Source organism: Sphingobacterium sp. BIGb0165 (genome assembly GCF_024810095.1).
Lineage (GTDB): Bacteria > Bacteroidota > Bacteroidia > Sphingobacteriales > Sphingobacteriaceae > Sphingobacterium > Sphingobacterium detergens.
The window spans coordinates 504447-528681 of the sequence record NZ_JANUEB010000006.1; the positions used below are offsets into that span (position 1 = coordinate 504447).

Annotated in this window: 24 protein-coding genes; 11 read left to right on the top strand and 13 right to left on the bottom strand. The window is 39.8% G+C overall.

The window, feature by feature from the left end:
• Nucleotides 1-7: 7 nt before the first annotated feature.
• From M2408_RS16505 to M2408_RS16530, 6 genes are all read right to left on the bottom strand, one after another.
• Complete coding sequence (locus M2408_RS16505; RefSeq protein ID WP_259183405.1) at nt 8-520, bottom strand: GNAT family N-acetyltransferase; 513 nt, start codon at nt 518-520, stop codon at nt 8-10.
• Nucleotides 521-661: 141 nt separating this feature from the next.
• The gene (locus M2408_RS16510) at nt 662-1630 is read right to left on the bottom strand and encodes a dimethylarginine dimethylaminohydrolase family protein (protein WP_259183407.1); all 969 of its coding nucleotides are present in this window, start codon (nt 1628-1630) and stop codon (nt 662-664) included.
• A gap of 70 nt (nt 1631-1700) precedes the next feature.
• The gene (locus tag M2408_RS16515; RefSeq protein ID WP_259183409.1) at nt 1701-2087 is read right to left on the bottom strand and encodes a glyoxalase; all 387 of its coding nucleotides are present in this window, start codon (nt 2085-2087) and stop codon (nt 1701-1703) included.
• A gap of 22 nt (nt 2088-2109) precedes the next feature.
• Nucleotides 2110-2559 carry an SRPBCC family protein gene (locus M2408_RS16520; protein ID WP_223583417.1) on the bottom strand — a complete coding sequence of 150 codons (450 nt, stop codon included), beginning with the start codon at nt 2557-2559 and terminating at the stop codon, nt 2110-2112.
• Between the two features lie 92 nt (nt 2560-2651).
• The gene (locus tag M2408_RS16525) at nt 2652-3071 is read right to left on the bottom strand and encodes a DoxX family protein (protein ID WP_259183412.1); all 420 of its coding nucleotides are present in this window, start codon (nt 3069-3071) and stop codon (nt 2652-2654) included.
• A gap of 21 nt (nt 3072-3092) precedes the next feature.
• Nucleotides 3093-3515, bottom strand: a complete 423-nt coding sequence (locus M2408_RS16530; RefSeq protein ID WP_259183414.1) for an SRPBCC family protein — start codon at nt 3513-3515, stop codon at nt 3093-3095.
• Nucleotides 3516-3652: 137 nt separating this feature from the next.
• Here M2408_RS16530 and M2408_RS16535 point away from each other — a divergent pair, with 137 nt between their 5' ends.
• Nucleotides 3653-4621: a GlxA family transcriptional regulator gene (locus M2408_RS16535; protein ID WP_259183416.1), complete on the top strand. Its 969-nt coding sequence runs from the start codon at nt 3653-3655 to the stop codon at nt 4619-4621.
• A gap of 98 nt (nt 4622-4719) precedes the next feature.
• Here M2408_RS16535 and M2408_RS16540 read toward each other — a convergent pair whose 3' ends face one another.
• The 3 genes from M2408_RS16540 to M2408_RS16550 all read right to left on the bottom strand — a co-directional run bounded on the left by M2408_RS16540 (nt 4720) and on the right by M2408_RS16550 (nt 10046).
• A complete protein-coding gene (locus M2408_RS16540) occupies nt 4720-6477 on the bottom strand; it encodes a DUF885 domain-containing protein (protein WP_259183417.1) in 1758 nt (585 codons plus the stop codon).
• A gap of 93 nt (nt 6478-6570) precedes the next feature.
• Nucleotides 6571-9234, bottom strand: coding sequence for a magnesium-translocating P-type ATPase (gene mgtA, locus M2408_RS16545; RefSeq protein ID WP_259183419.1), 2664 nt, complete (start codon nt 9232-9234; stop codon nt 6571-6573).
• 107 nt (nt 9235-9341) lie between these two features.
• Nucleotides 9342-10046 carry an MgtC/SapB family protein gene (locus M2408_RS16550; RefSeq protein WP_259183420.1) on the bottom strand — a complete coding sequence of 235 codons (705 nt, stop codon included), beginning with the start codon at nt 10044-10046 and terminating at the stop codon, nt 9342-9344.
• Nucleotides 10047-10269: 223 nt separating this feature from the next.
• Between M2408_RS16550 and M2408_RS16555 the strand changes: the two genes are divergently transcribed.
• The 3 genes from M2408_RS16555 to M2408_RS16565 are packed head-to-tail and all read left to right on the top strand — an operon-like array spanning nt 10270 to nt 12406.
• Nucleotides 10270-10743 carry a carboxymuconolactone decarboxylase family protein gene (locus M2408_RS16555; protein ID WP_120259139.1) on the top strand — a complete coding sequence of 158 codons (474 nt, stop codon included), beginning with the start codon at nt 10270-10272 and terminating at the stop codon, nt 10741-10743.
• 49 nt (nt 10744-10792) lie between these two features.
• Entirely contained in the window at nt 10793-11131 is a 339-nt protein-coding gene (locus M2408_RS16560) for a YciI family protein (RefSeq protein WP_259183423.1), read from the top strand.
• A gap of 45 nt (nt 11132-11176) precedes the next feature.
• Nucleotides 11177-12406 (top strand): RNA polymerase sigma factor, encoded by a 1230-nt coding sequence (locus M2408_RS16565; protein WP_259183425.1) that lies wholly within the window; start codon nt 11177-11179, stop codon nt 12404-12406.
• A gap of 64 nt (nt 12407-12470) precedes the next feature.
• Here M2408_RS16565 and M2408_RS16570 read toward each other — a convergent pair whose 3' ends face one another.
• Both M2408_RS16570 and M2408_RS16575 read right to left on the bottom strand, forming a co-directional pair.
• Nucleotides 12471-12956: a hypothetical protein gene (locus M2408_RS16570; RefSeq protein WP_259183427.1), complete on the bottom strand. Its 486-nt coding sequence runs from the start codon at nt 12954-12956 to the stop codon at nt 12471-12473.
• A gap of 58 nt (nt 12957-13014) precedes the next feature.
• Nucleotides 13015-13548 (bottom strand): hypothetical protein, encoded by a 534-nt coding sequence (locus M2408_RS16575; protein ID WP_223583406.1) that lies wholly within the window; start codon nt 13546-13548, stop codon nt 13015-13017.
• 199 nt (nt 13549-13747) lie between these two features.
• Between M2408_RS16575 and M2408_RS16580 the strand changes: the two genes are divergently transcribed.
• The 4 genes from M2408_RS16580 to M2408_RS16595 all read left to right on the top strand — a co-directional run bounded on the left by M2408_RS16580 (nt 13748) and on the right by M2408_RS16595 (nt 16811).
• A complete protein-coding gene (locus M2408_RS16580; RefSeq protein WP_259183431.1) occupies nt 13748-14566 on the top strand; it encodes a hypothetical protein in 819 nt (272 codons plus the stop codon).
• 19 nt (nt 14567-14585) lie between these two features.
• Nucleotides 14586-15044 carry an SRPBCC family protein gene (locus M2408_RS16585; protein WP_259183432.1) on the top strand — a complete coding sequence of 153 codons (459 nt, stop codon included), beginning with the start codon at nt 14586-14588 and terminating at the stop codon, nt 15042-15044.
• Nucleotides 15045-15075: 31 nt separating this feature from the next.
• Complete coding sequence (locus M2408_RS16590; protein WP_259183434.1) at nt 15076-16164, top strand: DUF6688 family protein; 1089 nt, start codon at nt 15076-15078, stop codon at nt 16162-16164.
• An 80-nt stretch (nt 16165-16244) separates the two neighbouring features.
• Nucleotides 16245-16811 carry an AAA family ATPase gene (locus M2408_RS16595; protein WP_259183437.1) on the top strand — a complete coding sequence of 189 codons (567 nt, stop codon included), beginning with the start codon at nt 16245-16247 and terminating at the stop codon, nt 16809-16811.
• Between the two features lie 14 nt (nt 16812-16825).
• On the opposite strand, the gene M2408_RS16600 is transcribed toward M2408_RS16595, so the two are convergent.
• Nucleotides 16826-17545, bottom strand: a complete 720-nt coding sequence (locus M2408_RS16600; RefSeq protein WP_259183439.1) for a hypothetical protein — start codon at nt 17543-17545, stop codon at nt 16826-16828.
• Nucleotides 17546-17778: 233 nt separating this feature from the next.
• Here M2408_RS16600 and M2408_RS16605 point away from each other — a divergent pair, with 233 nt between their 5' ends.
• The 3 genes from M2408_RS16605 (at nt 17779) to M2408_RS16615 (ending at nt 19575) form a co-directional block, all read left to right on the top strand.
• Complete coding sequence (locus tag M2408_RS16605; protein ID WP_120259148.1) at nt 17779-18201, top strand: OsmC family protein; 423 nt, start codon at nt 17779-17781, stop codon at nt 18199-18201.
• Complete coding sequence (locus M2408_RS16610) at nt 18202-18519, top strand: hypothetical protein (protein WP_259183442.1); 318 nt, start codon at nt 18202-18204, stop codon at nt 18517-18519.
• Between the two features lie 174 nt (nt 18520-18693).
• Nucleotides 18694-19575: a pirin family protein gene (locus tag M2408_RS16615; protein ID WP_259183445.1), complete on the top strand. Its 882-nt coding sequence runs from the start codon at nt 18694-18696 to the stop codon at nt 19573-19575.
• Nucleotides 19576-19854: 279 nt separating this feature from the next.
• Here M2408_RS16615 and M2408_RS16620 read toward each other — a convergent pair whose 3' ends face one another.
• Nucleotides 19855-23721, bottom strand: a complete 3867-nt coding sequence (locus tag M2408_RS16620; protein ID WP_259183447.1) for a TIM-barrel domain-containing protein — start codon at nt 23719-23721, stop codon at nt 19855-19857.
• Between the last annotated feature and the right edge of the window lie 514 nt (nt 23722-24235).

The following is a 24235-nucleotide window of genomic DNA, read 5'->3' on the forward strand; positions in this document are numbered from 1 at the left end:
ACATCTCTCAAAGTTTTATCTCAAACAAACTGACGGTAGCATTGTCATAATGCGCCGGTAAGCCCGCTGTATTACGAAGCTTCTTTAATCCCAAAAAATCAAAACCACATTTGGTGTAATGGTCAATAAGTCCTTTATTCTCACCTACTGTATCCAATCGAACAAACTTCTTATTATTTGCACGAGCATATTCAATCGACCAATTCACAATATTGTTAACAAGATTCTTACCTCTAAAATTGGGATTCGTTGCGATGCGATGTATGTAAACTGCCGGATCGTCATTTCTCTCCTCCCAAATGTCAGGGTCGTCGAATGTTGTCGCCCAGACACAGGCGATATCCTGATCCGCAATCATTTTCCATTGCCTATTCTCCTCCAGCTCCTGTTCGATAAGCTTCCGATCAAACTCAGGCCAATAAACCATGGATTTTGCCTTTTGAAAATCAGTTGCAATCCTATAAAACTTAAAGATCGAATCAATATCGTAAAGTGTGCTATTCTGTATCTGTAGTTCCATAATTATGACTAAGCTATTTATAAGGAAATAAAACTGTGCCTAAAGCATATACAAAGTTACACTCCTGCTGATAATTGTAATGGGTACAGATCAGATACATCTTACGGTCTCAGTCCCGCTGTCCGAAAGAATATCATCAGCTTAAAATCGTCGCAATAGGGGTTGCGTACTACAGCGGAATGAGCCACCAAAACTTCTGCTGATCTTGAAGTCAACATATTCGACATGTATCCCATAAAGCGAAAGCTTATCGCCAATAGGTTTAAATACAGGGTCAGTGACGTATACATTGGGATTGATCGATAGACCATTGGTTGCCAACTGTCCCGCCTCGGTTAGGGTAACGTTAATCTTATCCCATTGCTTTAAATGTTCCGGTATGCCGTCAAGAAATGCATCTTCACAAACAACCATTAGCCCTTCACGAATAAGTCCGAGTGCACAATCCAAATGTAAAATATCCGGATGCAATCTTATTTCCTCGACCTGATAACCATAGGGTTTAAGTAATTTTGACAGCCAACGGATGCCCAAACTATTGGATGCAAGCCCAGAGCTACCGACAAATACCTGTTTGCCAAGTACCAACACATCCCCACCCTCGATAAAAGGCCCGTGCCAACGTGAAAGATCGCCATGATCATTGATCGCAGGTTGGGGTGCAGCAACATAGAGGCAATCATCCGGATAGACCTGTTGTTCAAAAATATCCCGCATCGGCAAGACTTCATTTCTCCGTTGGAGAAAACGCAAGGAACCTTCAATGACAGCATGACCGACAGTAAAAAATGGATCACGCACAAAGAAGTTGGCATAACCATCTTCAGCTCCCACTTCTTTTTCCAAGCTTGTCAATTGACGGGGGCGCAACACTTCTACCCCATATTTTTCCAGTACAGTAGCAAAATTTGCACGTTCAAGATCCCATGCTTTTTGTTGCCCTGGATACATTTCTGCGAAATCTTTTCCTGCATTTGCAACATCACTTTCAGTATCGGTATCGGGGAGAAAACGGAGATCTTCCGCTCGAACTGCTTTTGGAAATCCAAACTCTGAAACCGCCAAGATCACTTTTTGTAAAGGAGCAAACTCATTTTCTACATATACCATAACAATAAAGCTTTTTTATAATACTACTGATTTTGCCTTAACTTAACAAAAAAATAAGATTTAAAAAACACTATTGAATCCCCAATATCCATCTTACGTCAAAAATATCCGTTACTTCTACCAGCTGGTCCGTCTCATTATTTCCCAATACCGCTTGTCGCTCTGCCGCAAGCTTGGTGACAAGCTGACCGCGATCAATCACATCTGCACAAGGCAAAAACACCGAAAGATAATTACCGATTTTTCGTCCATCATCGTGTACCAGATCCGAGCCGTAGATGACCACACTTGGGGAAGTAAGAGAGGCACTTACAATGGGCAGCTCTGAATACCCATTTATCTTTTTATCCAGCCTGTCAAAATCTAGGCTCCCGCCAAAACATGACTGATAAAAGGTAAGCGCCTTTCTACAATTTCCCGAAAATGTGATAAAAACCCCGCTTCTTAACCGTTCCATATCCTAAACAAATTGAATTAAACTATGCGTCTGGTATAACAGGCTCCACAAGTTTTTTCATTTTTTCCAAAGATTCCTGCCATCCCAGGTAACACATTTCTGCTGGAATAACTTCAGGAATTCCTGTTTGCTCTATTTTAAGTTCAGTACCACAGCTGACCGCACGCAAAGAAACTGTCGTTGTCATTTCTCCGGGTAAATTTGGATCATCAAAGCGATCGACATACTTGATAAATTCATTGGGTGTAATTTCCAAATACTCCCCACCAAAGGAATGACCATTACCTGTGCCAAAATTGATAAATGTCATCTTAAATTGACCGCCTACTTTAAAATCCATCTGCTGTACAGTACAGACAAAGCCATAAGGGGGTAACCAAGTAGCGTGTGCTACTGGATCCGCGAATGCGCGGAAGACTTTTTCAGGGCTTGCCTGAATAACCCGATGTAAAGAAACACTATTTGTTTTCATCTCGATTGATTATTTATAATGTAAATAGATAATACTACCTTTTTGTTCTTTTTAATAAATTCTCAATAAACCTATCCTTTCGGATGGAAATATTAGGATATCGCCGATGCGCCAGTATATGCATTCTGCTGCGAGGTACGACTTGCACCAGCTATCTTTGACCGATAGACATAAGATAACATCAGTATACCCAATACAATAAGTGGCAATAACATATAGGTTATATTTTTATCCACACAAGCATGACTGATAAAGGCAAATAGTAAACTGAATGTCAATCCCGCATAAGCCCATTCTTTTAATTTAGCCGGAAACTGTGGAATGGCAATGGCAATGACCCCTAAAACTTTACAGAGAATAAGTGCATAGGCAAAATAATCCGGATACCCCAAGGGTTTGGTTCCTGCGTTCATATATTGCGGTGCAAATAGTAATGTGCCCAGTGGCATAACGCCTTCCCAGATAACAATAAATATTGTCGCTATCCAGAAGATAATTTTATTTTTTTTCATGATGTTGGTATTTTATGGTGATTAATTTGTTGATTCAATGTGTTTTACAAAATTATTGAGAATAGCTTGCCAACCTTGCTTCTGAAATTCGGGATGATTCTTCTGCTCCGCATCAAAAGTGGTACTCATGATTGTCTTTCCATCTCTTTCAGAAAATACTGTGCTTACTGTCCGACCATCAGACATGGTATAGGCGATTTCCTGATGCAATTCAACCTTATCATAAGTTCCTTCAAAATCGAATCCAAAACTTCCATCCTTTGCTTCCATCCGATTTTTAAAAGTGCCATTCACACGCAAGTCGTTTTGACTGCTTGGGCAATGCCAGCTTGGATCCGCAGCATTCCATTGCATAATATCTGCTGGCGCATTCCATTGTTGCCATACCTTTTCTACTGGCGCGTTTACCGCTGCTTCTACCTTAATTTTTGTTTCTCTTTCCATGATTTCTTTTTATTTGTTGATGATGATATAGCAAAGATGCGAAGGATTTTAAGGGGAGGCACATTGTAAAAACGACAACTTTAGGGGTGGATTACGACAAAAACAATTTGTACCTTTATCCTATAAACCAAAAAGATATGCAAATCTCTGTTTTTGTTCCCCAATATGGTACTATTGAAGGCATTACACCAGCATTTAGAACCTTTCTTACGGCCAACGAATTTCTTTCGGCTTTTGGAAAAAAACCGATATTCAATGTTGAGTATGTAGGTCTTAGTGAATATGTTCCTGCCAATAGTGGTGAGTATACCATAAAAACCAATCGTTTGCTGCAAGATGTGGAACGGACAGATCTATTAATCATTCCCCCGACTTTCGGAGATATTGACACCGGAATAAGGGATAATGCTGAGGCCATACCTTATTTCAGAAAACTCCATTTAAAAGGTACCCGCCTGGCTAGCTTATGTGTAGGAGCTTTCCTTTTAGCTGAAACGGGTTTATTAAATGGTAAAAAATGCTCAACCCATTGGGCCTATGTCAGCGAATTCAAGGAAAAATACCCTGAAATAGAAGTCGAAGATGGAGCCGTTATTACAGAAAACGATAATATTTACAGCAGTGGTGGTGCCAGCAGCCTATGGAATTTGATTCTATATCTTGTCGAAAAATTTTCCGACCGTGAAACGGCGGTTATGATCGCCAAATATTTTGCGCTGGATATCAGCCGTGACAGCCAGTCCCAATTTGCGATATTCCGCGGCCAACGCAATCACGAAGACCTGGATATCCAAAAAGCACAGGACTACATTGAACTAAAGTATGAGGAAAAAATTACGGTCGAAGATTTAGCCAATTTTGTTAATATTGGCCGTCGAACTTTCGAACGAAGATTTAAAGAAGCAACAAATAATACACCTGTGGAGTATATCCAGCGTGTACGCATAGAGGCCGCAAAGAAATTTTTTGAAGCTTCAAGGAAGAATGTTTCCCAAGTGATGTATGATGTCGGATACACAGATACAAAGGCATTTCGGGATATTTTCAAAAAAATAACAGGTCTCACTCCGATAGAGTATCGAAACAAGTTTGCTAAAGTCGCTTAAGAGAGAAAGACTTATTAACAAAAAGTAGCTGTATAGCATAGCAATAAAATCAGAAAGCCACCCGATATCAGGTGGCTTTCCAATGCGGTTTCTTATACCTATTTTTTCAGCATCATTTCCCGGATATATTTTACGGGCGAATTACCAAAGCTCAGAAATTTCTCATTGAAGGCTTTTAGCTTAAATTGAGCACCTTCCTCCTTTTTCACAGCTTCTCTTAAATCATAGATTTCTTTATATCCCGTAAAATAAGATGTTAGCTGTACGCTACTGACAGATACCCTTTTCCATTTCCCGGCGGCCTCGGCCTGTTGTTGAAATGCTTCGTCAACCAATAAATGCATAGCATCCTTCTCACTAATATTCTTCACGTGCACACTATAGTCCAAAATAGCATTACATACAGTACGTAGATGCCATTTATACCACATTAACCACATTTCAGGTGCGTTATCGCCATAGCCATTTTCTAACATCATCTGCTCGGTATATACAGCCCAGCCTTCGATCATGGCTCCATTCCCCAAAACACTCTTGATTAGGCTAGGTGACTGGTTGGCATAAACCAACTGTGTATAATGCCCCGGAATAGCCTCGTGGATATTTAGAATCTGCAAAATGTAGTGATTATATTCCCGCAGATAGCTTTCTGAAGCTTCTTTGGTCCATCCGGCAAGACTACCAACATTGTAATATGTATTCCCACCTTTATCATAGGGCCCCGGAGCACTGATAGACGCTCCAGCAACACCGGCCATATAAGCAGGTTCTTTCCGTACGACCAAAGGTTTGCTATCATCTATGTACAGGAGATCTTTCTTTTTCACAAATTCCACCAATTTTGGTATCTGCGCTTCAATGGCCGATTGAAATTCATCTGCTTTGACGTGATTGACAGACAAGGTATCAATCATCTTGCGAATCAGCACTAAACTATCTGTGGGCTGTACCGTCTTTCCAAAATACTTTGGCCACAGTTCCTTACTGATTTTATACATTTCGCCATGTAAATAGCTCTTACGTGCCATTGCCGCATCATAGATCTGTGCAGCAGTAGACCCCGACTGGATATCAAACTTGAACTTTTGATCGTATAGCTCCTGCCCCAATCTAAAGCTTCGTGGTGATGGATTCGGATTCGTTTTTAAAAACGTTACAAATCCATTGATTGCCTTTACGGCTTGATCGGCTTTCGCTTGAATAGCTGCTTTTTCAGTTGCTGGAAGACTAGATTTTTTCAAGGAATCACGCAGATCTGTTTCAAACACAGATAATCCGCCCAAATTCTGCTGTATGGACAGATCTGTTAATACCAACGCTGGATTCTTAATCTGTCCTTTCGCAGCCTCATAATAAGCTGGAATTTGTGCCATCCGTTGTTCAATAGCGTGAAGACGATCATGCAATGGGGCATAATTCTCAGCCAACATAAAGGCGATAGTTCCACTTACATTGTAAGATGAAGGATTCCACTCGTAAGAACGCTCTTTCTCGATTGACCATACATTAGATTCCAGGTAGTTCTGAATCAGGTGGTAATCGGTCTGTTGTGAGAGATTCAGCTCGTTCAGATCAAAACTTTTCAATTGATCTAAATGTTGCTTAGAAAATTCCAAACGTAATGCCCTGCTCTTGGCATCGGGGATCGTTAGCAGCGAATCGTATCGATGAAAACCCACCTGTGTGGCCCATTCTGGATTTTCTTTCCAGAGCTGTTCGATGAATCGATCTTCATAAGCTTTAAAATTTGCATTCGAAGTCGTATCCGCAAGGGCTTTTTTTGTATTGGATCCCGACCCACAGGAAGCCAGGATTCCCAAACCCAGGACAGTGAATGTATATGTTATCAGTTTCATTGGAGTAATTTGATTAAAAATAACAATTGTTGTTGATTTTTAATCAAACCACCTCAAGGATTTTACAATTAAAAATAGTCCCATCATTTTTACTTACAGCCAGGTATGGAATTTTCGAATAAACCAGTTCTTAACAAACTGTGTCAACAGACAATAACCGATCAAAATGCCTATCAGCCAAGGGAAATAAGACAATGGTAGCGCCTGTAATTTCAAAGCCTCAGCAAAAGGTGAAAATGGCAGCAGAATACCGATAACCATTACCAAGGAGGTCAATGCCACGACGGGAGTTGCAGCCCAGCTTTGTATAAAAGGTATTTTGCGTGTACGGATCATATGGATGATTAAAGTCTGTGAAAGCAGTCCTTCGACAAACCACCCCGATTGAAAAAGCGTCTGATGTTCGACCGTATTTGCCTTGAAGACAAAATACATTAATGCAAAAGTCGCAAAATCAAAGATAGAACTGATCGGACCAATAAAAAGCATAAACTTTGACACGCTCCCCGCATCCCATTTTTTCGGTTCCTGAATAAATTCTTCATCCATACTGTCCCAAGGAATAGAAACCTGTGAAATATCATATAAAAGATTCTGTATCAGCAGGTGTATCGGCAACATCGGCAAAAAAGGCAGAAACGCACTTGCACCGAGCATACTGAACATATTTCCAAAATTACTGCTGGCTGTCATCTTAATATATTTAATGATGTTACCAAAAGTACGTCGACCATAGATCACGCCCTTTCGAAGAACCATCAGATCTTTTTCCAATAGGATGATATCCGCGCTTTCTTTGGTAATATCCACTGCCGTGTCCACACTAATGCCCACATCAGCTTCTTTAATTGCAGCCGCATCGTTGATACCATCCCCCATAAAACCAACGGTATGTCCCTTGGACCGCAAAGCTTTGACCACACGTACTTTTTGCAATGGACTTAATTTTGCAAAAACAGAAACGTCAACGATACATTGATCCAATTCTTGATCATTGATCTGATCCAATTCGCTTCCATTAATAATACGTTGCACAGGGATCCCCACGTCATTACAGATTTTACGTGTGACAATCTCATTGTCCCCTGTCAGCACTTTTACAGCTACCCCTAATTTATGCAGAGCTTCAATTGCTGGTGCTGCAGAAGGTTTGGCTGGATCCAAAAAACCGATAAAACCAGTCAATGTTAACCTGGCTTCATCTGCGATGGCATAAGTCAATGGATGTGACCCCTCAAATTCCCGAATGGCAACCAACAACACGCGCAAACCTTCTTCATTCATCTTTTTGGATGTATTCAGCACGATTCTCCGCATGGTATCATCCATAGGTACAGTACGGTCATTTTCAATATGCAGGCTACGATCATCCCCAGGATCAAAAGCGTGGGTACACAATTCCAACATTTCCTCTACTGCCCCCTTACAGATCAGGAGATGTTTACCGTTATGCTTTTTGAGAATGACGGACATTCTTCGCCGTTGAAAATCAAAAGGTATCTCATCCACTTTGAGGTATTGATCTTCCACTTTTAGATAATCATGCAGTTCAACATGCTCCAGTACAGCCTTATCCATCAGATTTTTTAAGCCTGTCTGATGAAAACTATTGAGGTAGGCCCATTTTAGTACCTCGTCATCTTCTATACCATAGACATTGAGGTGCTTTTCCATCACAATCTTGTCCAAGGTCAGTGTACCTGTTTTATCCGTACAGAGAATATCCATCGCACCGATATTCTGAATGGAATTCAAGCGTTTGACAATGACTTTACGTTTACTCATATTAACCGCTCCTTTGGCTAGATTTGCCGTCACAATCATGGGGAGCATCTCAGGTGTGAGCCCTACGGCCACAGCAATTGCAAATAACAACGCTTCGGTCCAATTCCCTTTCATCAGGCCGTTGATCAAAAAGATCAGTGGAACCATCACCAACATAAAGCGAATAAGTAGAAAACTAACCTTGTTTATCCCTTTGTCAAAACTTGTTTCAGGCCGTTCGCCTGTAATGGATTTACTGATACTCCCGAAATAAGTATAGTTGCCTGTCGTTACAATAACCGCTATAGCTGAACCACTGACAACATTGGTTCCCATAAAACAGATATTGCTAAGCTCGATGGCCTGCTTTTCTTTTGCATTCCGAATTGGCAAATAATTCTTCTCTACAGGGAGCGCCTCTCCCGTCAGCATGCTTTCACTCACAAAAAGATCCTTACTCTGTATAATCCGGCAATCGGAGGGAATCATATCGCCTGCAGAGAGATAAACAATATCGCCGGGTACGAGCTCAGCAATAGAGATCTCTCGTCGTCCTTTGAATTTTCGCAATACAGTAGCTGTGGTCTTCACCATGCCTTTGAGTTTTTCAGCGGCTGCATTGCTTCTATACTCCTGTATAAAACGTAAGAGGGCGCTGATCAATACCATAATGGAAACCACAAGAACAGTCTTATAATCCCTGTCATCCGGTGATGCAAGCCAGACATCTAGAACGAAAGACACAGCAGCAATGACAAGCAATATGTAAATAAAGGGATTAGCAAATGCCTTTATCAATTGGATATACCATTTGGGAGCCTTTTGATGTTGTATCTCATTCAGTCCAAATTTTTGGCGGCGCTCATTGGCCATATCATCTGTAATCCCCTCATCACTACTTTCCAGCATAGCACAAGCCATTTTTTCATCCTGACTCGCGACTTCATGCAATTTGGTGATCGTTCCCACGTTCATACCATTTGAACTAATCATGCTATGCAATGGGTTTCTTATTTTGTTTCTAACGCTGATCATAACCCTAGTCTTTGTTTAATTTATATGCGATACAACTTACCGCCACAGGAAGTGGCGCAACAGTTTTACAGATCGGCTTCAGTGCCGATAATTTCCCAGCTTATTTTGCTTACCTTTTCTTCCATCGTCAGTCGACTGGCTATCCGTTCAATCAGACTATCCTGCTGTCCGACAGCTTTGATAACAGCTGTAATTGCGGCCGCATTCGTCTCCACAGTATCATCACTGGATAGTGATGTCAATAATACCTTCTCCTCATTGCCCAACATTTGGATTAGTAGCACACGGATATGATTTTCGATAGCAATGCCGCATCGAATAGATACCAGATAGTCGGTTTGTGCTACTGCGGATTTAGTAAATTTGATGAAACCCATCCGTTGGCCGATGGGCCGGAAGATCAAATGTGTCAGAATAATGGTTGCAGCTACCAACGCTGCCTGTGGATACGAACCCAAACCCGATAATGCACCGACTGCAGCTGAACACCAGATCGTAGCCGCAGTATTGAGACCATGCACATTCAATCCATCCTTCATAATTACTCCGGCACCGAGGAAACCAATCCCACTGACGACATAGGAAGCGATACGTCCAGTAGCATCACCACCTATTTCAATAGAAAGAAGTACAAAAGCCGCTGAACCTAGCGACACCAATGTATTGGTACGAAGTCCGGCATTCTTCTGGCGCCATTGCCTTTCGGAACCAACAGCGGCCCCCAAAAGTAATGCTGCCAATAATCGTAGTGCAAATTCAAAAATAACCATAGCTCATCCTCCTTTGCGTGCAAAGGTCAGCAATCGTTACTAGGATGACCGTTAGAGATCTTATAGAAAATCATTAGAATTTTATTAGAAAAATAACAAGGCTAAACACCTGAAAAACAATAATTTAAAAAGAAATAAAAAAATATTTCAGGCCTTATGTCCAATTTCTTTAACTTCAATCATTATTGTAATGTAAAACAGTTACACTTAAAACAATAATAAAATGAAACAACGAATCAATTTTTTCGCAAAAGGCCAAAATGCTATGAAAGCTATGTTTGGATTGGGTGCTTATTTAGGTAAATGTGCAATCGAACAAGAGCTTTTGCATCTCATTTATTTTAGAGTATCACAGATCAACGGTTGTGCTTATTGCCTAGACATGCATTCAAAAGATTTGCTTGCTACTGGCGAAAATCCACAGCGCCTATTTTTATTGGACGCTTGGCGTGAGGCGCCACTTTACAGTGCACGTGAACGTGCCGCCTTGGAATGGGCCGAAGCCGTAACAAAAATAACCAATGGTGATGTACCTGATGAGGTTTACGCCATTGCAAACCAAGAGTTTTCTGAAGAGGAACTGATCGATCTGACTTTGGCGGTGACAACAATCAATGCATACAACCGTTTTAATATTTCTTTCCGCACTGAAGCTGGCGGGTACAAAGTCGGTCAACATAAGGTGCAGACAGCATAATAACAAGAAACCAGGTAAATAAAATTATTTAACACATTAAACTATAAGCATGAAAGATTTCATCTTATTATTTAGGCAAGCAGGCAATGAGCAGCCTCTTTTGAATGACGAAGAAATTGCCAGAATAAACAAAAAATGGCAGGATTGGATCGGCGACATTGAAGCGCAGGGAAAGCTATCCGACCATGGTTCACGGCTTGAAAAAGCCGGAAAGGTATTAAAGCCCGGTGGAGTCATTACAGATGGTCCATTTGTAGAGATCCGGGAAAGTCTTGGTGGGTTTATTGTCATCTCAGCAGAAAACCTTGAGGAAGCGACGACATTGGCACATGGTTGTCCGATTTTAGAATCTAATGGTAGTGTTGAGATCAGGGCACTTTTAGTTTAAAAAAATTAAAGGGCAGTTGTATAGTATACAACTGCCTTATTATGTATGATGGAGTCTAACTTTCTAAAACAGCTTTTTCAACAGGAATTCACCAAGATTGTCGCTGTAATTTCAAAAGGTTTTGGTCTACAATATATTGAAATTGCGGAAGATATCGTCAGTGAAACATTTTTGCTGGCTACGGAATCGTGGCAGACAAAGGGCTTGCCTCCAAATCCAACGGCATGGCTTTACACGGTAGCCAAACAGAAAACCTTAAGCCACTTTAGACGGAATAAGATTTTCGAAGACAAAGTAATCCCTGAAATACATCAAAAACAAATCGCAGTGGATCATAGCGATGAATTTAGCTTCACGCAGGAAAACATCAAAGATAGTCAGTTGAAGATGCTGTTTGCCATCTGTACACCTGCTATTGCTAGTGAGGCTCAGATCGGACTGGCACTACGGATTCTCTGTGGTTTTGGTATCGAAGAAATCGCCGAAGCCTTCCTCTCAAATAAGGAAACAATTAATAAGCGTTTATTCCGGGCAAAAGAAAAGCTCCGCACAGAAAAGATCCAGCTGGAGTTGCCATCCGAAAAGGAAATCGTCCAAAGACTGGACAATGTGCTGCATATTATCTACCTTTTATTCAATGAGGGGTATTATTCCAAAACGCAAAACCAGATTTTACGCAAAGATCTGTGTATAGAAGCCTTGCGTCTTGCGTTAATGCTATCCGCCTATGAGAAGACAAATGTTCCAAAAACAAATGCGTTGATCGCCTTAATCTGTTTTCATTCTTCACGTTTCGACGCTCGGCACAGTACCGATGGCGAATTTATCTTATATGAGCAACAGAACGAGAAACTATGGAACCAAAAATTAATCAATCAAGGGGTTTATTTTTTGAATCAATCGGCCGATGGTGATCAGCTGACATCTTATCATATCGAAGCAAAAATTGCACAATGCCATTGTACAAAAGCAGATACAGCAGAAAAATGGGGCGAAATCCTTCAGCTTTACGACCGTTTGTTACTGGTCAATTATTCACCGGGCGCAGTACTCAACAGAACATTTGCTTTATATAAGGCAAAAGGAGCAAAAAGGGCACTAGTTGAAGCAAAAAAACTGAATCTATCAGACAATCACTTCTATTTTGCACTCTTAGGAGAACTCTATAAGGATATAGATAGACAGAAAGCAATCGCGAACTTTCAGCGTGCGCAAGCATTGGCAAAAAACTCCTTAGAGCAGGAGACTATTCAACGCAAGATCGATATGCTGTAAAGTTCGCGAGCCAGTGTACAGTGTTAATGCATGCTAATGCATGTACTCTTCCAATTACTGCCCCTTAGTGTATCCCCGATTCTTTTTTCGAGTGCTGCCAATAACTCATAAACAATTCGTAGAGTTCGGCAGATTCGATGGCTATCACAGAAGCAGAATACATGATATTTAATTCTTGTGTAGCTTCATAATAAGCCATTTTCCATAACATCGATGGAAGCCGGTCTTTATAATTGGAAGCATTGCTCAAAGTGACAATCACCAAAGTATCACCACCTACTTTTTGCAAGTTAATGGCTGTGACATCTTCCCAATTTCCCGCGCCAAAAGCTTTTGCCAATGGGGTTGTTTTTCCCGAGAAATGGTTTTTATTCAATACGATCTGAGCAGACTTGTCCCGAAGGTTTAATAAACTGCTCAACAACAGAATCAGCATCACCAGTAATGCAGCACCCGAAAATACGGCAGGTTTGACTTTTAACTCACCATCAAAGAGTCCAATACAGTACAAAAAGGTCAACAAAAGAATGACACAAATCCCGCCTGACATAGCGAGAAGCTTAACGGTTTTGCTTCTATTTCTATATAAGTTAGTTTCCTGATCCATCTTAGTTACCCCAGTTCACATTAAGGTTATGTTTTTCGGCATACGATTTTCCTAAAACATATACTTCATCAAATACTTTGTCGATCTCAGGCATAGCATCTTTTTGAATCTTTTCAAGCAATGCCTGCTTTTCCTCGGCAGATCCCTTGGTATCACAAAGTTTGGCGTAAGCAGTATACTCATTTTTATAAACCGGAAGTACCTTCTCAAATAAGGTGATAGACTTTTCTTTTAAGGCTTTTGCATCATCATCTGAAACATGAAGTTCATTGATGTCTTTCAATGCTTTCTCTACAGTTTGAATTTTAAATTCCACTGTTTTCTGAGCCTCATTCCCTTCTTTCTTACTGGAGGGGATATCTGGAAATTCGACAGTTTCCTGTTCAAGACGTTTACCAAAACGCTCGGGAGCAAAGTCGGCTACAAGGTTTGTATTTAGAACAACTTTTCCGAAAAAATTTTCCGGACTTGGGGATTGGCAAGCGGTGAAAAATAAACTCGCCGACATGAAAATAATAAATAGTAAGTGCTTCATATAAATTTTATTTTGTTCCAAAGTAGCTAATATTACCTAAACACACAAACCCTTATGTGCCCATCTCCTTCATCCGAAATAGTCAGCAAATCGTTATATTGAATGAAGCACTTCACGATCTTTTATATTTTACTTGTCCAACACGCTAATTTTTAATATTTTAGTAAATACAAAAACAACAGATTAAAAACCGCTAATTATGGGCTTTGATATTAGTTACCACCCTATTTCTGAAGAACAGATTAATACCTGGTATTTTGAAGTGATTGCAAATCCAGAAAAAATAGAGGCACTAGCATCCGATCACCAAATTGACGACTTCTATAAAACCAAATATCAGGATACAATAAACGCAGGTCGGGAAACAGATCAAAATGATTATTTTGACAAAACGCATGGTTTCTTTATCGCCGTTGTTCAGGGATTCTTTGAAACCTACTTTTACGTCCGCGGCGGTGCATTGTCCTTTTCAGAGAACAAGCAGTTAGATTCCTACTATAAAAAATGGGAAGAATTTATCCCAATTGGATCCCTCACAAAAAAAGTACAAAACAGGCTTGTTGAAAATTATTGCTCAGGTGTATATATTTCTGCTGATCAGGTCGTACGTTTATTGGACGATTATCACCACAATCTGGAAATTAAATCGGAATTGGATCAATTATTTTCAGATGGACGCATCAGCATTTTCCTAAAGGCTTTGAATTTTGCCAAAGAGCGCGGATTGGGTCTCTTGGAGGCCACAGAAGTTGTAGAACCTCAGCCCCTTGATTTGAATGAATCTAAAAGTTATTCCAACCTCTTTAACTGTGATAAAGAAGGTCCACTGCTCTATCAAACCACAGCATTCGAACAGATCAAAAATATCGAACAACGCAACGGTCTCCCTGAAAATGAGATCCTACAGAATGTCAAAGTCGAAAAAGTTCATGTAGAGCCCGCAAGTACAACGACTGGTACAGAGAAAACCAATGAGGTTATCCAAAAGAAAGGCTTCTGGAAGCGATTATTTGGTTAACATAAACACAGTAGAGACAATGGTCACACCCCCTTTCATACTTTCACCTGATAATGAAATTGTCAGTTCGAGAATAGTAGATGCAGCAATAGACCTCGTCTTTGAGGCATGTGCTAATCCCTCTCATTTAGAAAATTGGTGGGGGCCAGCTGGTTTTACCAATACATTCGAAGAATTTGACTTTAGACCCGGAGGACGATGGAAGTTTATCATGCATGGTCCAGATAAAGGTAATTATCAAAATGAATGCATTTTTTCCGAAATAATTTACCCCAAATTAATTACCTGGGACAGACTGTCCAAACCACTTTTCCGAATGGAGCTATCGCTGACTGATATTGCTCCTGGTAAAACAAAATTCGGTTTTCGAATGATATTCAATACTACTGAAGAATGCAACAAAATAAAAAGCTTTGTCGTGGATAAAAATGAAGAAAACTTTGATCGCCTTGAACATGAATTAGAAACAATGATTTGATTACATTCGCCTAATAATTTTATTTGCTATCATGTACATTATATTTTTCATTGTTGTTGCTTTATTTGCCGGATTGAACTATCTACTGCGCTCAGCAATTAAAAGACAGAATAAAAAGATATCCTCTGTTGAATATGCTGTTATTATTGGTTATATCCTGTCCTTAGCGATCTCTGGAGTTGGTCTATTAACCCATTCCAGTCAATATCATGAGGCTGTTGATCCTGTTGACGGTGCTTGTTACTTACCTTTTGGCGGAAAACACGCCTTATCATTGTTTATCTATTTTGTTGCTTTCAATGTCGCTGTGATGGCTATTTGGATAAAAGGCCGAAAAATACCACCTATTCCTCTTGTCCTCGCCCTCATTATTTTGATGATAGGATCAATAATCAGTATCTTTGTATTGACTCAGGTAAGTTATCACGATACATCTACCCTAAGTATCTATGTTGGTAATGAAGGAACATTTTACTTTATTTTTACTCCTCTTTTCTGTTTCTGTTTTGGCATAGGCTTTATCTGGAAGATCATCCGCCAGGAGAGAGAAACATCGTTGCACAGAACTTATCGCAATCCCATACTGAACAAGATCAACATATTGCTTTCATCCAAACTAGATTACCCGCTATGGGCGCTTATCCTGCTCGTTCCTGTCTTTCTCGTGGTGACCGCGGTTCTTATTCTATTTGGTCAAGATAGCGATTCAATGGCCAAGGTATTCACAGAGACCACGACCTGGGCTTTCTCTCAAAAAATGCATCCTCCTATTTTAGATCACCGTGGACATTACCTTTGTACAGTGGCTGCCAAAGGGGATCCAACAGTTGTAAAGCCACTACGCTTAGGTAAGCGACATGGAAATACGATCATTGTTAACCGTCAACTATTGGTAGCTAATGCTTTTGAAGAAATTTTAAGTGATCTATCTCCAGTCCTTCATCGTTATGTACGTTCTCTTTACGACAGGTACGGATATAATATCTCCACCAGAATCAACTCGGTCAGGGCATCAAATCTGACCTACATGATGATGAAACCACTGGAGTATATATTTCTTTTCTTTTTATATACGTTATATATAGAACCAGAGAAGAAAATAGCCAAACAATACGCTTAATCATTTTCGATTATTACACAATAATATCCTTCAAACCGACAATTTTGGGCTGTACTGGAGGGGTATGACATTTTTTTTATATGAATCAGACAAATTATTTTATTGTCCTAACCGGGGGACCCGGTGTAGGCAAAACCACACTACTTAACGAACTACAAAAGCAGGGGTATAGAACTGTACCGGAAGATGCACGTAGAATCATTAAAGAACAATTGGAGAGCAATGGTGATGGTTTACCCTGGAAAAACAGACAATATTATGCCACATTGATGTTGGCTGCGTCCACGAACAGTTTCCTTCATGAATTAAAAGAAAGCGTTACAGATCCAGGCTATGTCTTTTTTGACCGTGGTATTCCGGATACACTGGCCTATATCGAAATGGAAAATCTAATTGTCGAAGAATCCCTGCTTGCCGAAGCCAAAGCACACCACTATCATAAAAAGATATTTATCCTCCCCCCTTGGCGGGAAATTTATGAAACCGATAATGAGAGAAAACAAACATGGGAAGAGGCCGAAGCCACATTCAAGCAGATGAAAAATGTATATGAGCAGCTTGGATATGAGGTTGTAGAAACACCTAAAACAACGGTCGAACAACGTTATCAATTTATAATTGAAGCACTCAAATCAGCAGATTATTGATCTTTAATTAATTTTTAGTTGTTTTTATAAACTGGTGTTAAAAATTGATATTGCAATCCCAAGCGAAATACATTCAATCGAGCCGGACCTGGGTTAGCACCATCTACCCCATCGAGATAATCCTTTAAACCCCACGAATAGCCAGCAAAAATCGTATAACGATCATAATTGACATTAAACTGTAGTCGCGGGCGGATATCCACATCAATTACTTTTCCTCTATCATGTGTAAAACTTGTTTTATTGCCATTCTTGTCTTCAATACTTCCATTTTCTTTGATGCTTAAGGTCTTCGCTACATCAACACCGAATTGCATATCCATTGTCATCGGTTCAAAATAAACGCGATAACCAACAAAGGGATTAAAATTCAAAAACTGTTGATTGAGTTTGGTCAGTCCGCGACTACCATTGGCGAATTCGCTGCCTTCGAGGTCAACCTTGGTCTGTAGACGTTCAAAAGCCCCCTCTACCCCTAAAAGGAAATTATTCGCAAAGACATAACGGTAATTCACTGCACCCCCCAAATTAATCCCATACTTCTTACCGTAAGGACTATTGGTATAATACTCCTGTTGACTCGAACCATTGAGGTTACTCTTGGCAGTGCTTCCAGATCCCGCAAAATTGGAAACCCCCGAAGTGATACCAACACGAAGCTCGTGGGACTGTGAAAAAGCTGCAAATGGAACTGTACTAGCTATACATGCAATAAATAAAAATCTCTTCATCATAAAAAAAGTAAAAACAAACTAAAATTAAGAAAATTTATGCGATTGAACTTACATTAGCATTTAATTTTTCGAAGAGATATTTTTCATTCCATCGTGCAACAGATAGCTATGGGTATAAGCGGGTAAATAAAAAGCTATTTTTTTGATCTTTTCCATATTTATTGAACTACATCAATGGAATTGAATCAATTCGACTTTAATTTTGTTTTACAAGAAGCAAAAGAGAAAATCGTATGAAATATATTCTAGAGAATCCCGTCAGCGGTCATATCGGTCAACAAAAATATAAAACGACCATCTTATGGCGAAATGGTGAACTTATTACGGATGAACCTGAGAAACTTGGTGGAAAAGATCTCGGTCCTGATCCGTATACGCTATTGATCTCTTCCCTCGTTTCCTGTACATTGGCAACTTTACGTATGTATATTGACAAAAAGGAACTTAACATCGATGAGATTCAGGTATCAGCAAATATGTATCTACGAATTGAAAAAGAACAAGTGGTTACTTATTTTGACCGAGAAATTTCATTCGGACAGGCTGTTGAAGAAGACACTGTATTGCGTCTTCAGCAAATTGCCGACGAATGTCCGATTTCTAAGATACTAAAGGGCAACGCCATCGTCAATACAACTATGAAAACCAACCCTTAGATGAAAAATTTGGTCATTATCGTATTTGGAAAAAACGAAGAAATTCTCCAAACGTTAAAGCGGATTATAGAAAGCAATCAGGGATGGCAGGCCATCATTCAACAGGATCTTTCCACCTGTAAGAATTACCTCTTAGAATATCCTGGTGATATCCTGTTGTTGAGCTCTGGTCTATCGACTCAGGAAGAGGCTGAAATCACAGATTATTTAGCGCATTTAAACCATTCTATAGGTTTAATAAAACATTATGGCGGCGGAAGCGGGCTTTTGAAAAATGAAATTTATAGCTTATTCCCTGATTTGATTCCCGATAAATAAGCGAGAGACTTTCAAGATATATCCTAAAATTTCTCAAAGGCAAATAATCCCATCATCAGGCATATTTGCCAATTTTCCGAAAGCTATAAATTTCGATTACAAGGCTTTTATTAAACTAGTTCAATGAAAAGTAATCCTTGGTAGATTAATTTTGAATACATCAATACGAAGATCATGAATAGACAAAATTTCATAAAAAAGGGGCTCTTAGGTTCCGGCATATTCGCTGCAAGCGCTGCCTCAGCACGTATTATGAAGAATGACATAGACGAAATAGAACCTTTGGAAGCACTAGATCCCGATGCCGTCCATTATTACGATTCAGGACAATTGGAAAACCATAGTGTACTCCATAAAGCAACGAGCCGAGGTCATGCAAATCATGGTTGGTTGCAGAGTAATCATACTTTTAGCTTTGCCAATTACCATAATCCCGAACGCATGCATTTTGGTGTGCTCCGTGTATTGAATGATGATATCGTTGCCGCAGGCAGAGGGTTCGGATTACATCCGCACGATAATATGGAAATTATCAGTATTCCTTTAGAAGGGGACTTGGAACATGAAGATAGCATGGGGAATCAAGCCATTATTCAAAAAGGAGATATCCAAGTCATGAGTGCAGGAACAGGCATCATGCATAGTGAATACAATAAAAATAACGATCAGGCTGTTAAATTTTTACAGATCTGGGTCTATCCGAATCAACGCAATGTAGCACCTCGGTACGACCAGATTACCCTGGATAGATCACAAAGACACAATAAGTTGCAACAGATCCTTTCACCAGATCCGTCCGACGAAGGCGTATGGATACATCAGGATGCCTGGTTTCATATGGGACACTTTGACAATGGTATCAGCACAAATTATAAAATCAAACAAGCTGGAAATGGTGTCTATATTTTCGTCATCAAAGGAAGTATCAATGTTGAAGGACAAGAATTGGAAACAAGAGATGGTTTTGGAATCTGGGATGTTTCGGAAATTAAACTCACCGCGACCTCAGCAGATACCGAAATCCTTTTAATGGATCTCAACATGATATTAAATTAACAAAATATAACCTTGAAGCTACTATTTCCATTGATGATCAAGACATAGAATAGCTTCATAGCTTCCATTGTCGAACAAGTTCAGGATAATGATCAGCAAAATTACGGTATCACTGTTCGCATGATTTTACAAAAACGAGGGTATCCAAAACAACTATTGGATACCCTCGTTTTTGTTTAATTCTATTTGTATCCCCTATCGTCTCTGTTCAAAGATTCAATGTTCAGGGCTGTGCTTTTACTTTTTAAAAGCTTATTTGTTCATTGTATAAAATCTATTTTAAAAGCTTATCGAATTGAGTTTTTTATCGACTAAAATACCATCTATAGCTTTTAAATTGAAATTAATGTTACGTTTGGCTTTCAGCTTAATCTTAAACAGAATTTCAGAACCATTCAGTGTTTCCCTATTGCCCAAATTCACAAAAGTAGGATACAACGCTTTACTACCGTTTGTATGCAGACGGTCATTGGTGTAGTTACTCATCTCTTTCAGCTGTAATGGATCTATTCCCACAAACTCAAAATCTCCTTGATTATAAGGCAATGCAAAACTAAGTGCGTTGACCGCTTTAAGGTTTTCACCACTGACCGCTATTTCAACGATATCACCAGACTTCAAGGTAGTCTTGGAGGCTGTCAATTTCAGCTTACCAGCAACTTTCTCCTCTTTGGTTGGTTTCGCTCCACCTTCGATCATCACAGCAACATTTGAGATATCATAGGCATCAATCAGATTATTTTTATTGATGTCACCATTACTCACATAACCTTCAAAATCACCATCACCCATTCTTAATCCAGTATAATTGATATAAGAAGTCAAATCATTTTGGTCGATCAGACGGTCATTATTGATATCTCCCGGTAGATAGCTAGTAGATCCTGGCACCTTAAAGACATAGAGTTCCCGGCCTGAACCAAAACCTCCGACAGCTTCTGTAACCGAAATCTTAATGAAACGAGCGACAGGATGTTGGCTAAAATTAAATTGCTTCATTTCACCATCACGCTTCCAATCAAAGGTTCCAGCCTCTGTCCAGGTGTCTTTATCATTGCTATAAAATATTTTACCTTTTAAAATGATTCCGTTGCCACCATCCGTGCGAGGAAGATACTCAAACTTATCCAATTGATTGACCGATTTCAGATCTAGTGTCATGTCAAACGGAACAGCAGTTTGCCCCCATTTGGTATGCCACATGTCCCCTTCATCATAGTTGAACAACTTATTGATGCCATTGCCACCTTGATTGTCTGCAGAAGTTTCTGCTTTAATACCCTCGATCGCAAATTCTAACGGATTAGCTTTTGTTTTTGCTGTGAATGTACTCCAATCGGAAGCACCGGCTTTATTGACGGCCCTAATTTTAAAAGCATAATCCGTCTCAGCGTCTAAACCTTCAAAGAGCAATTGATTGTCTTTAATGGTCGAGTAGATCAGGTCATTGAAAGCAATCTCATAATAGTCCGCATTGGCAACCTTCTCCCAAGTTGGTGTTATAGTATAAGCTTGTGTATTACTATCCGTTACTTTGGCTGTCGGAGCGGTCAGTACAGCTGTCTGCGATAAATACTTATCAGCTGGCGCAAATTGGAAACCATCAACTTGTATTTCAATCGCAGTCGATGACACATCCTGTTTACCAATACGCACAATTACCATCGGATTTTTGATCAAGGCAACTTTCTCAAATTCTGATCCCTTTGTTGCAAATTGATTCAGATTAGGCTGTGCATCATAGAAAAAGGCATTTTCTAATCCATTAAACTCGGCTAGTGAATGAGCCTCTTGAAGTTTTACTCCTTTTTTGTTCACTTTGGCTGTTACCTTCTTTGGTGCCCCAGTCACATTAAAACGAACTTCAGTCGATTTTGTCTTTTCGAAACCTTCAAATTCACCTTGTGACGGCGCTATTGTGAACAACACTTTGTTGTCTTTCTGTAGAGAAGAAATCTTTGTGTTCACTCCTTTTCCGTAACGATAGGCCTCAGTTTTCCCATCATCATCATATTCCATAAATTCGGAATTTCCAAATGGATATACCTCGTAAATACGCTGATCCTTCTTGATTTCCTGCACATTATTGTTAGGATTAGTGACCGGGATGATAGCACCATTTTTAACAAACACAGGTAGCTTCCAGATTGGCACATCAAAATTATTGATAATACGCCCGCCTTTATACTTCTCACCTGTAAAATAATCGATCCACTCTCCATCTGGCAAGTAAATACCGTTGCGAATATCATTGCCCTTCTCATCTACACGTGTTTCCTGATAGATCGGTGCAACCAAAAAATTCGGTCCATACAGATATTGGTACTGCGTTGCTTTACCAAGCGTATACTGATTTGCTTGCTCCAAAAACATCGCACGGATGATTGGCAAACCATCGACTGCCTGTTTGGCAATACTATAGCTATAAGGAACCAATTGTGATTTCAACTTGAGGTAGAGGCGGTTAATGGAAGTCGCGGGTTCACCCAGAGCATGAGGATACTTTTCGTTGGATCCCCAACCGTCCATATTCAGTTCCATTGGTGTCCATGTTTTCCATTGAAAGTCCCTAATGTTGACTTTGAAATTTTTACCTCCAAAAATACCATCCATATCGGAAGTGATATTTGGCTGTCCGGACAGTCCAGAACCGATATAGGTTGGAATATGAAATCGAATATATTCCCATACACCACCTGTTTGATCCCCAGACCAAATACCGGCATAACGTTGAGTCCCAGCCCAACCGTCTAATGAGATAATAAATGGCCGTGCATCGTTACCATAATAAGGCATCGTATGACCCACGTCAGCAACGCCATTTAAACCAAAGGAATAACCCGGGCCTACCCAAGCAACATCTGTCTTCAATACCCGTACACCGGCATCGCGTACTTCCTTAACTATATCTCTTTGCAATAATGCACTGATACTGTCTTTGGGGTGTAAATCAGACTGTGTCCACAAACCGATTTCCACACCATTTTTACGCGCATAATTACCAAATTCTTTTAGATTATTAATATTACCATCCAATGTTTCGGTCTGACCATATCCAGCACCATAACCATCATTGGGTAGAATCCAGCCCAAAGGCATATCATGCGCCTTATAACGATCGATCACCGCACGGGCTGAAAATTGGTAATTACCTTTTTCACCATTTAATGATTCTTTCGTACCACCATTATCTTTTTGGCTTTCTTTATAACGTTTACCATCTTCAAATAGAATCCCTTTTTCATCCTCTTTCCAAAAATCCCGATTATATGCATTTAGGTGACCTTCATATAAGCCAAATTTTGGAAGAAGAATAGGATTACCCGTTAACTGGTAGAAATCATTCAATAGCGGTACAGTACCATCATTAATCATAAAAAAGACATCCAGGTAATCTGTCTCATGAGCGAGTTTAACTGTTCCTTTTGGTTTTGTACCAAATGCGTAATTCCCCTTTTTAAAGGTATGCCACATAAACCCATAGCCATTGGTTGACCAAAAATAAGGTGTGGGTGATGCTACACCGCCATCCGTCCAGCTATTTTGGTTTTCTATTGCGATCGCCTTACCTTTATGGGAAAACCGTCCATTCTGAACGCCCCCACCAAAGAAGTACTCATCCTTGTTTTCTTTTAATTCTAAGCTCACTTGCTTAGATTCGAAAGCGATAGGTTTTAAACTCTCTACGACGACTTTGTTCGTATTACGATTTAGGATACTAAACTGTGATGTCTGCTTATCTATGGAGAATATGATGTCTTTGGTCGTTATTATCGCCTTACTACCATCGTCCTTTACTTCCAAGTTATCCACTGCTTTCCGTGGCTGTTCGACAAGGATCTTCGCGTCAGGTTTTGCTTCCGGATCGCGAATAATCCCACCGTGTATATCTTGGAACATCCTGAAAATATGATTTCCATAGAAATCCAATGTCAGTCTTTGGTTGTTGTCATATACAATCTCTACTGTTGTTGGGTTAATTTTCTGTATAGCAATAATTTTGCTAACAGTAGCGCGCTGTTCTATCTGATAATAAGCGACTGTGCTAGCCATGGCACTAACTCTATTCGTTTGAAAAATAAACGGAGAAGCCAATCCAACCAACAAACTAACTTGCGCTTTTGTACTCCAAAAAGATATCTTCATGTATATAATTTATAATATTGAATAGCACAATTGCTTTTCCATCTTTGGGATAGGCAGCAATATGCTGTTAAATTAACATAACAATAATACAATAGTAAATCCAAGTAAAAAAGAGCTTCTGGAATGCAAACGATTGTCCAATAATAATGTTGCAGGAGTAAAGTGATTTTAGCAGAACTTCCGCTGCTGCCTCAATGCATCGTTTTCTGGAGAGTAGATAAACGAAGTCATAACGCACTACCTCAGATCAGTACCTGGCAGAACCGTATTTAATGGCGCCATTTCGAAATCGGATCCCTAGAGCTTTTGTGGCGGAACCATTGTTTCTCTATAATCTTTTTGAAAGTATATAAAACGGAGTCATAGCGCAGTACTTTAGATCATGGCCATATAAATCTGTACCGGATAGTACAATTTCAGAGCTGGATCCCTGTAGGCTTTGCGTTGGAACCCATGTTTCTTTGGGATCTTTTGGGCAGTATGTAAACGAAAGAAGCCCTTGACTGTTTCCAGC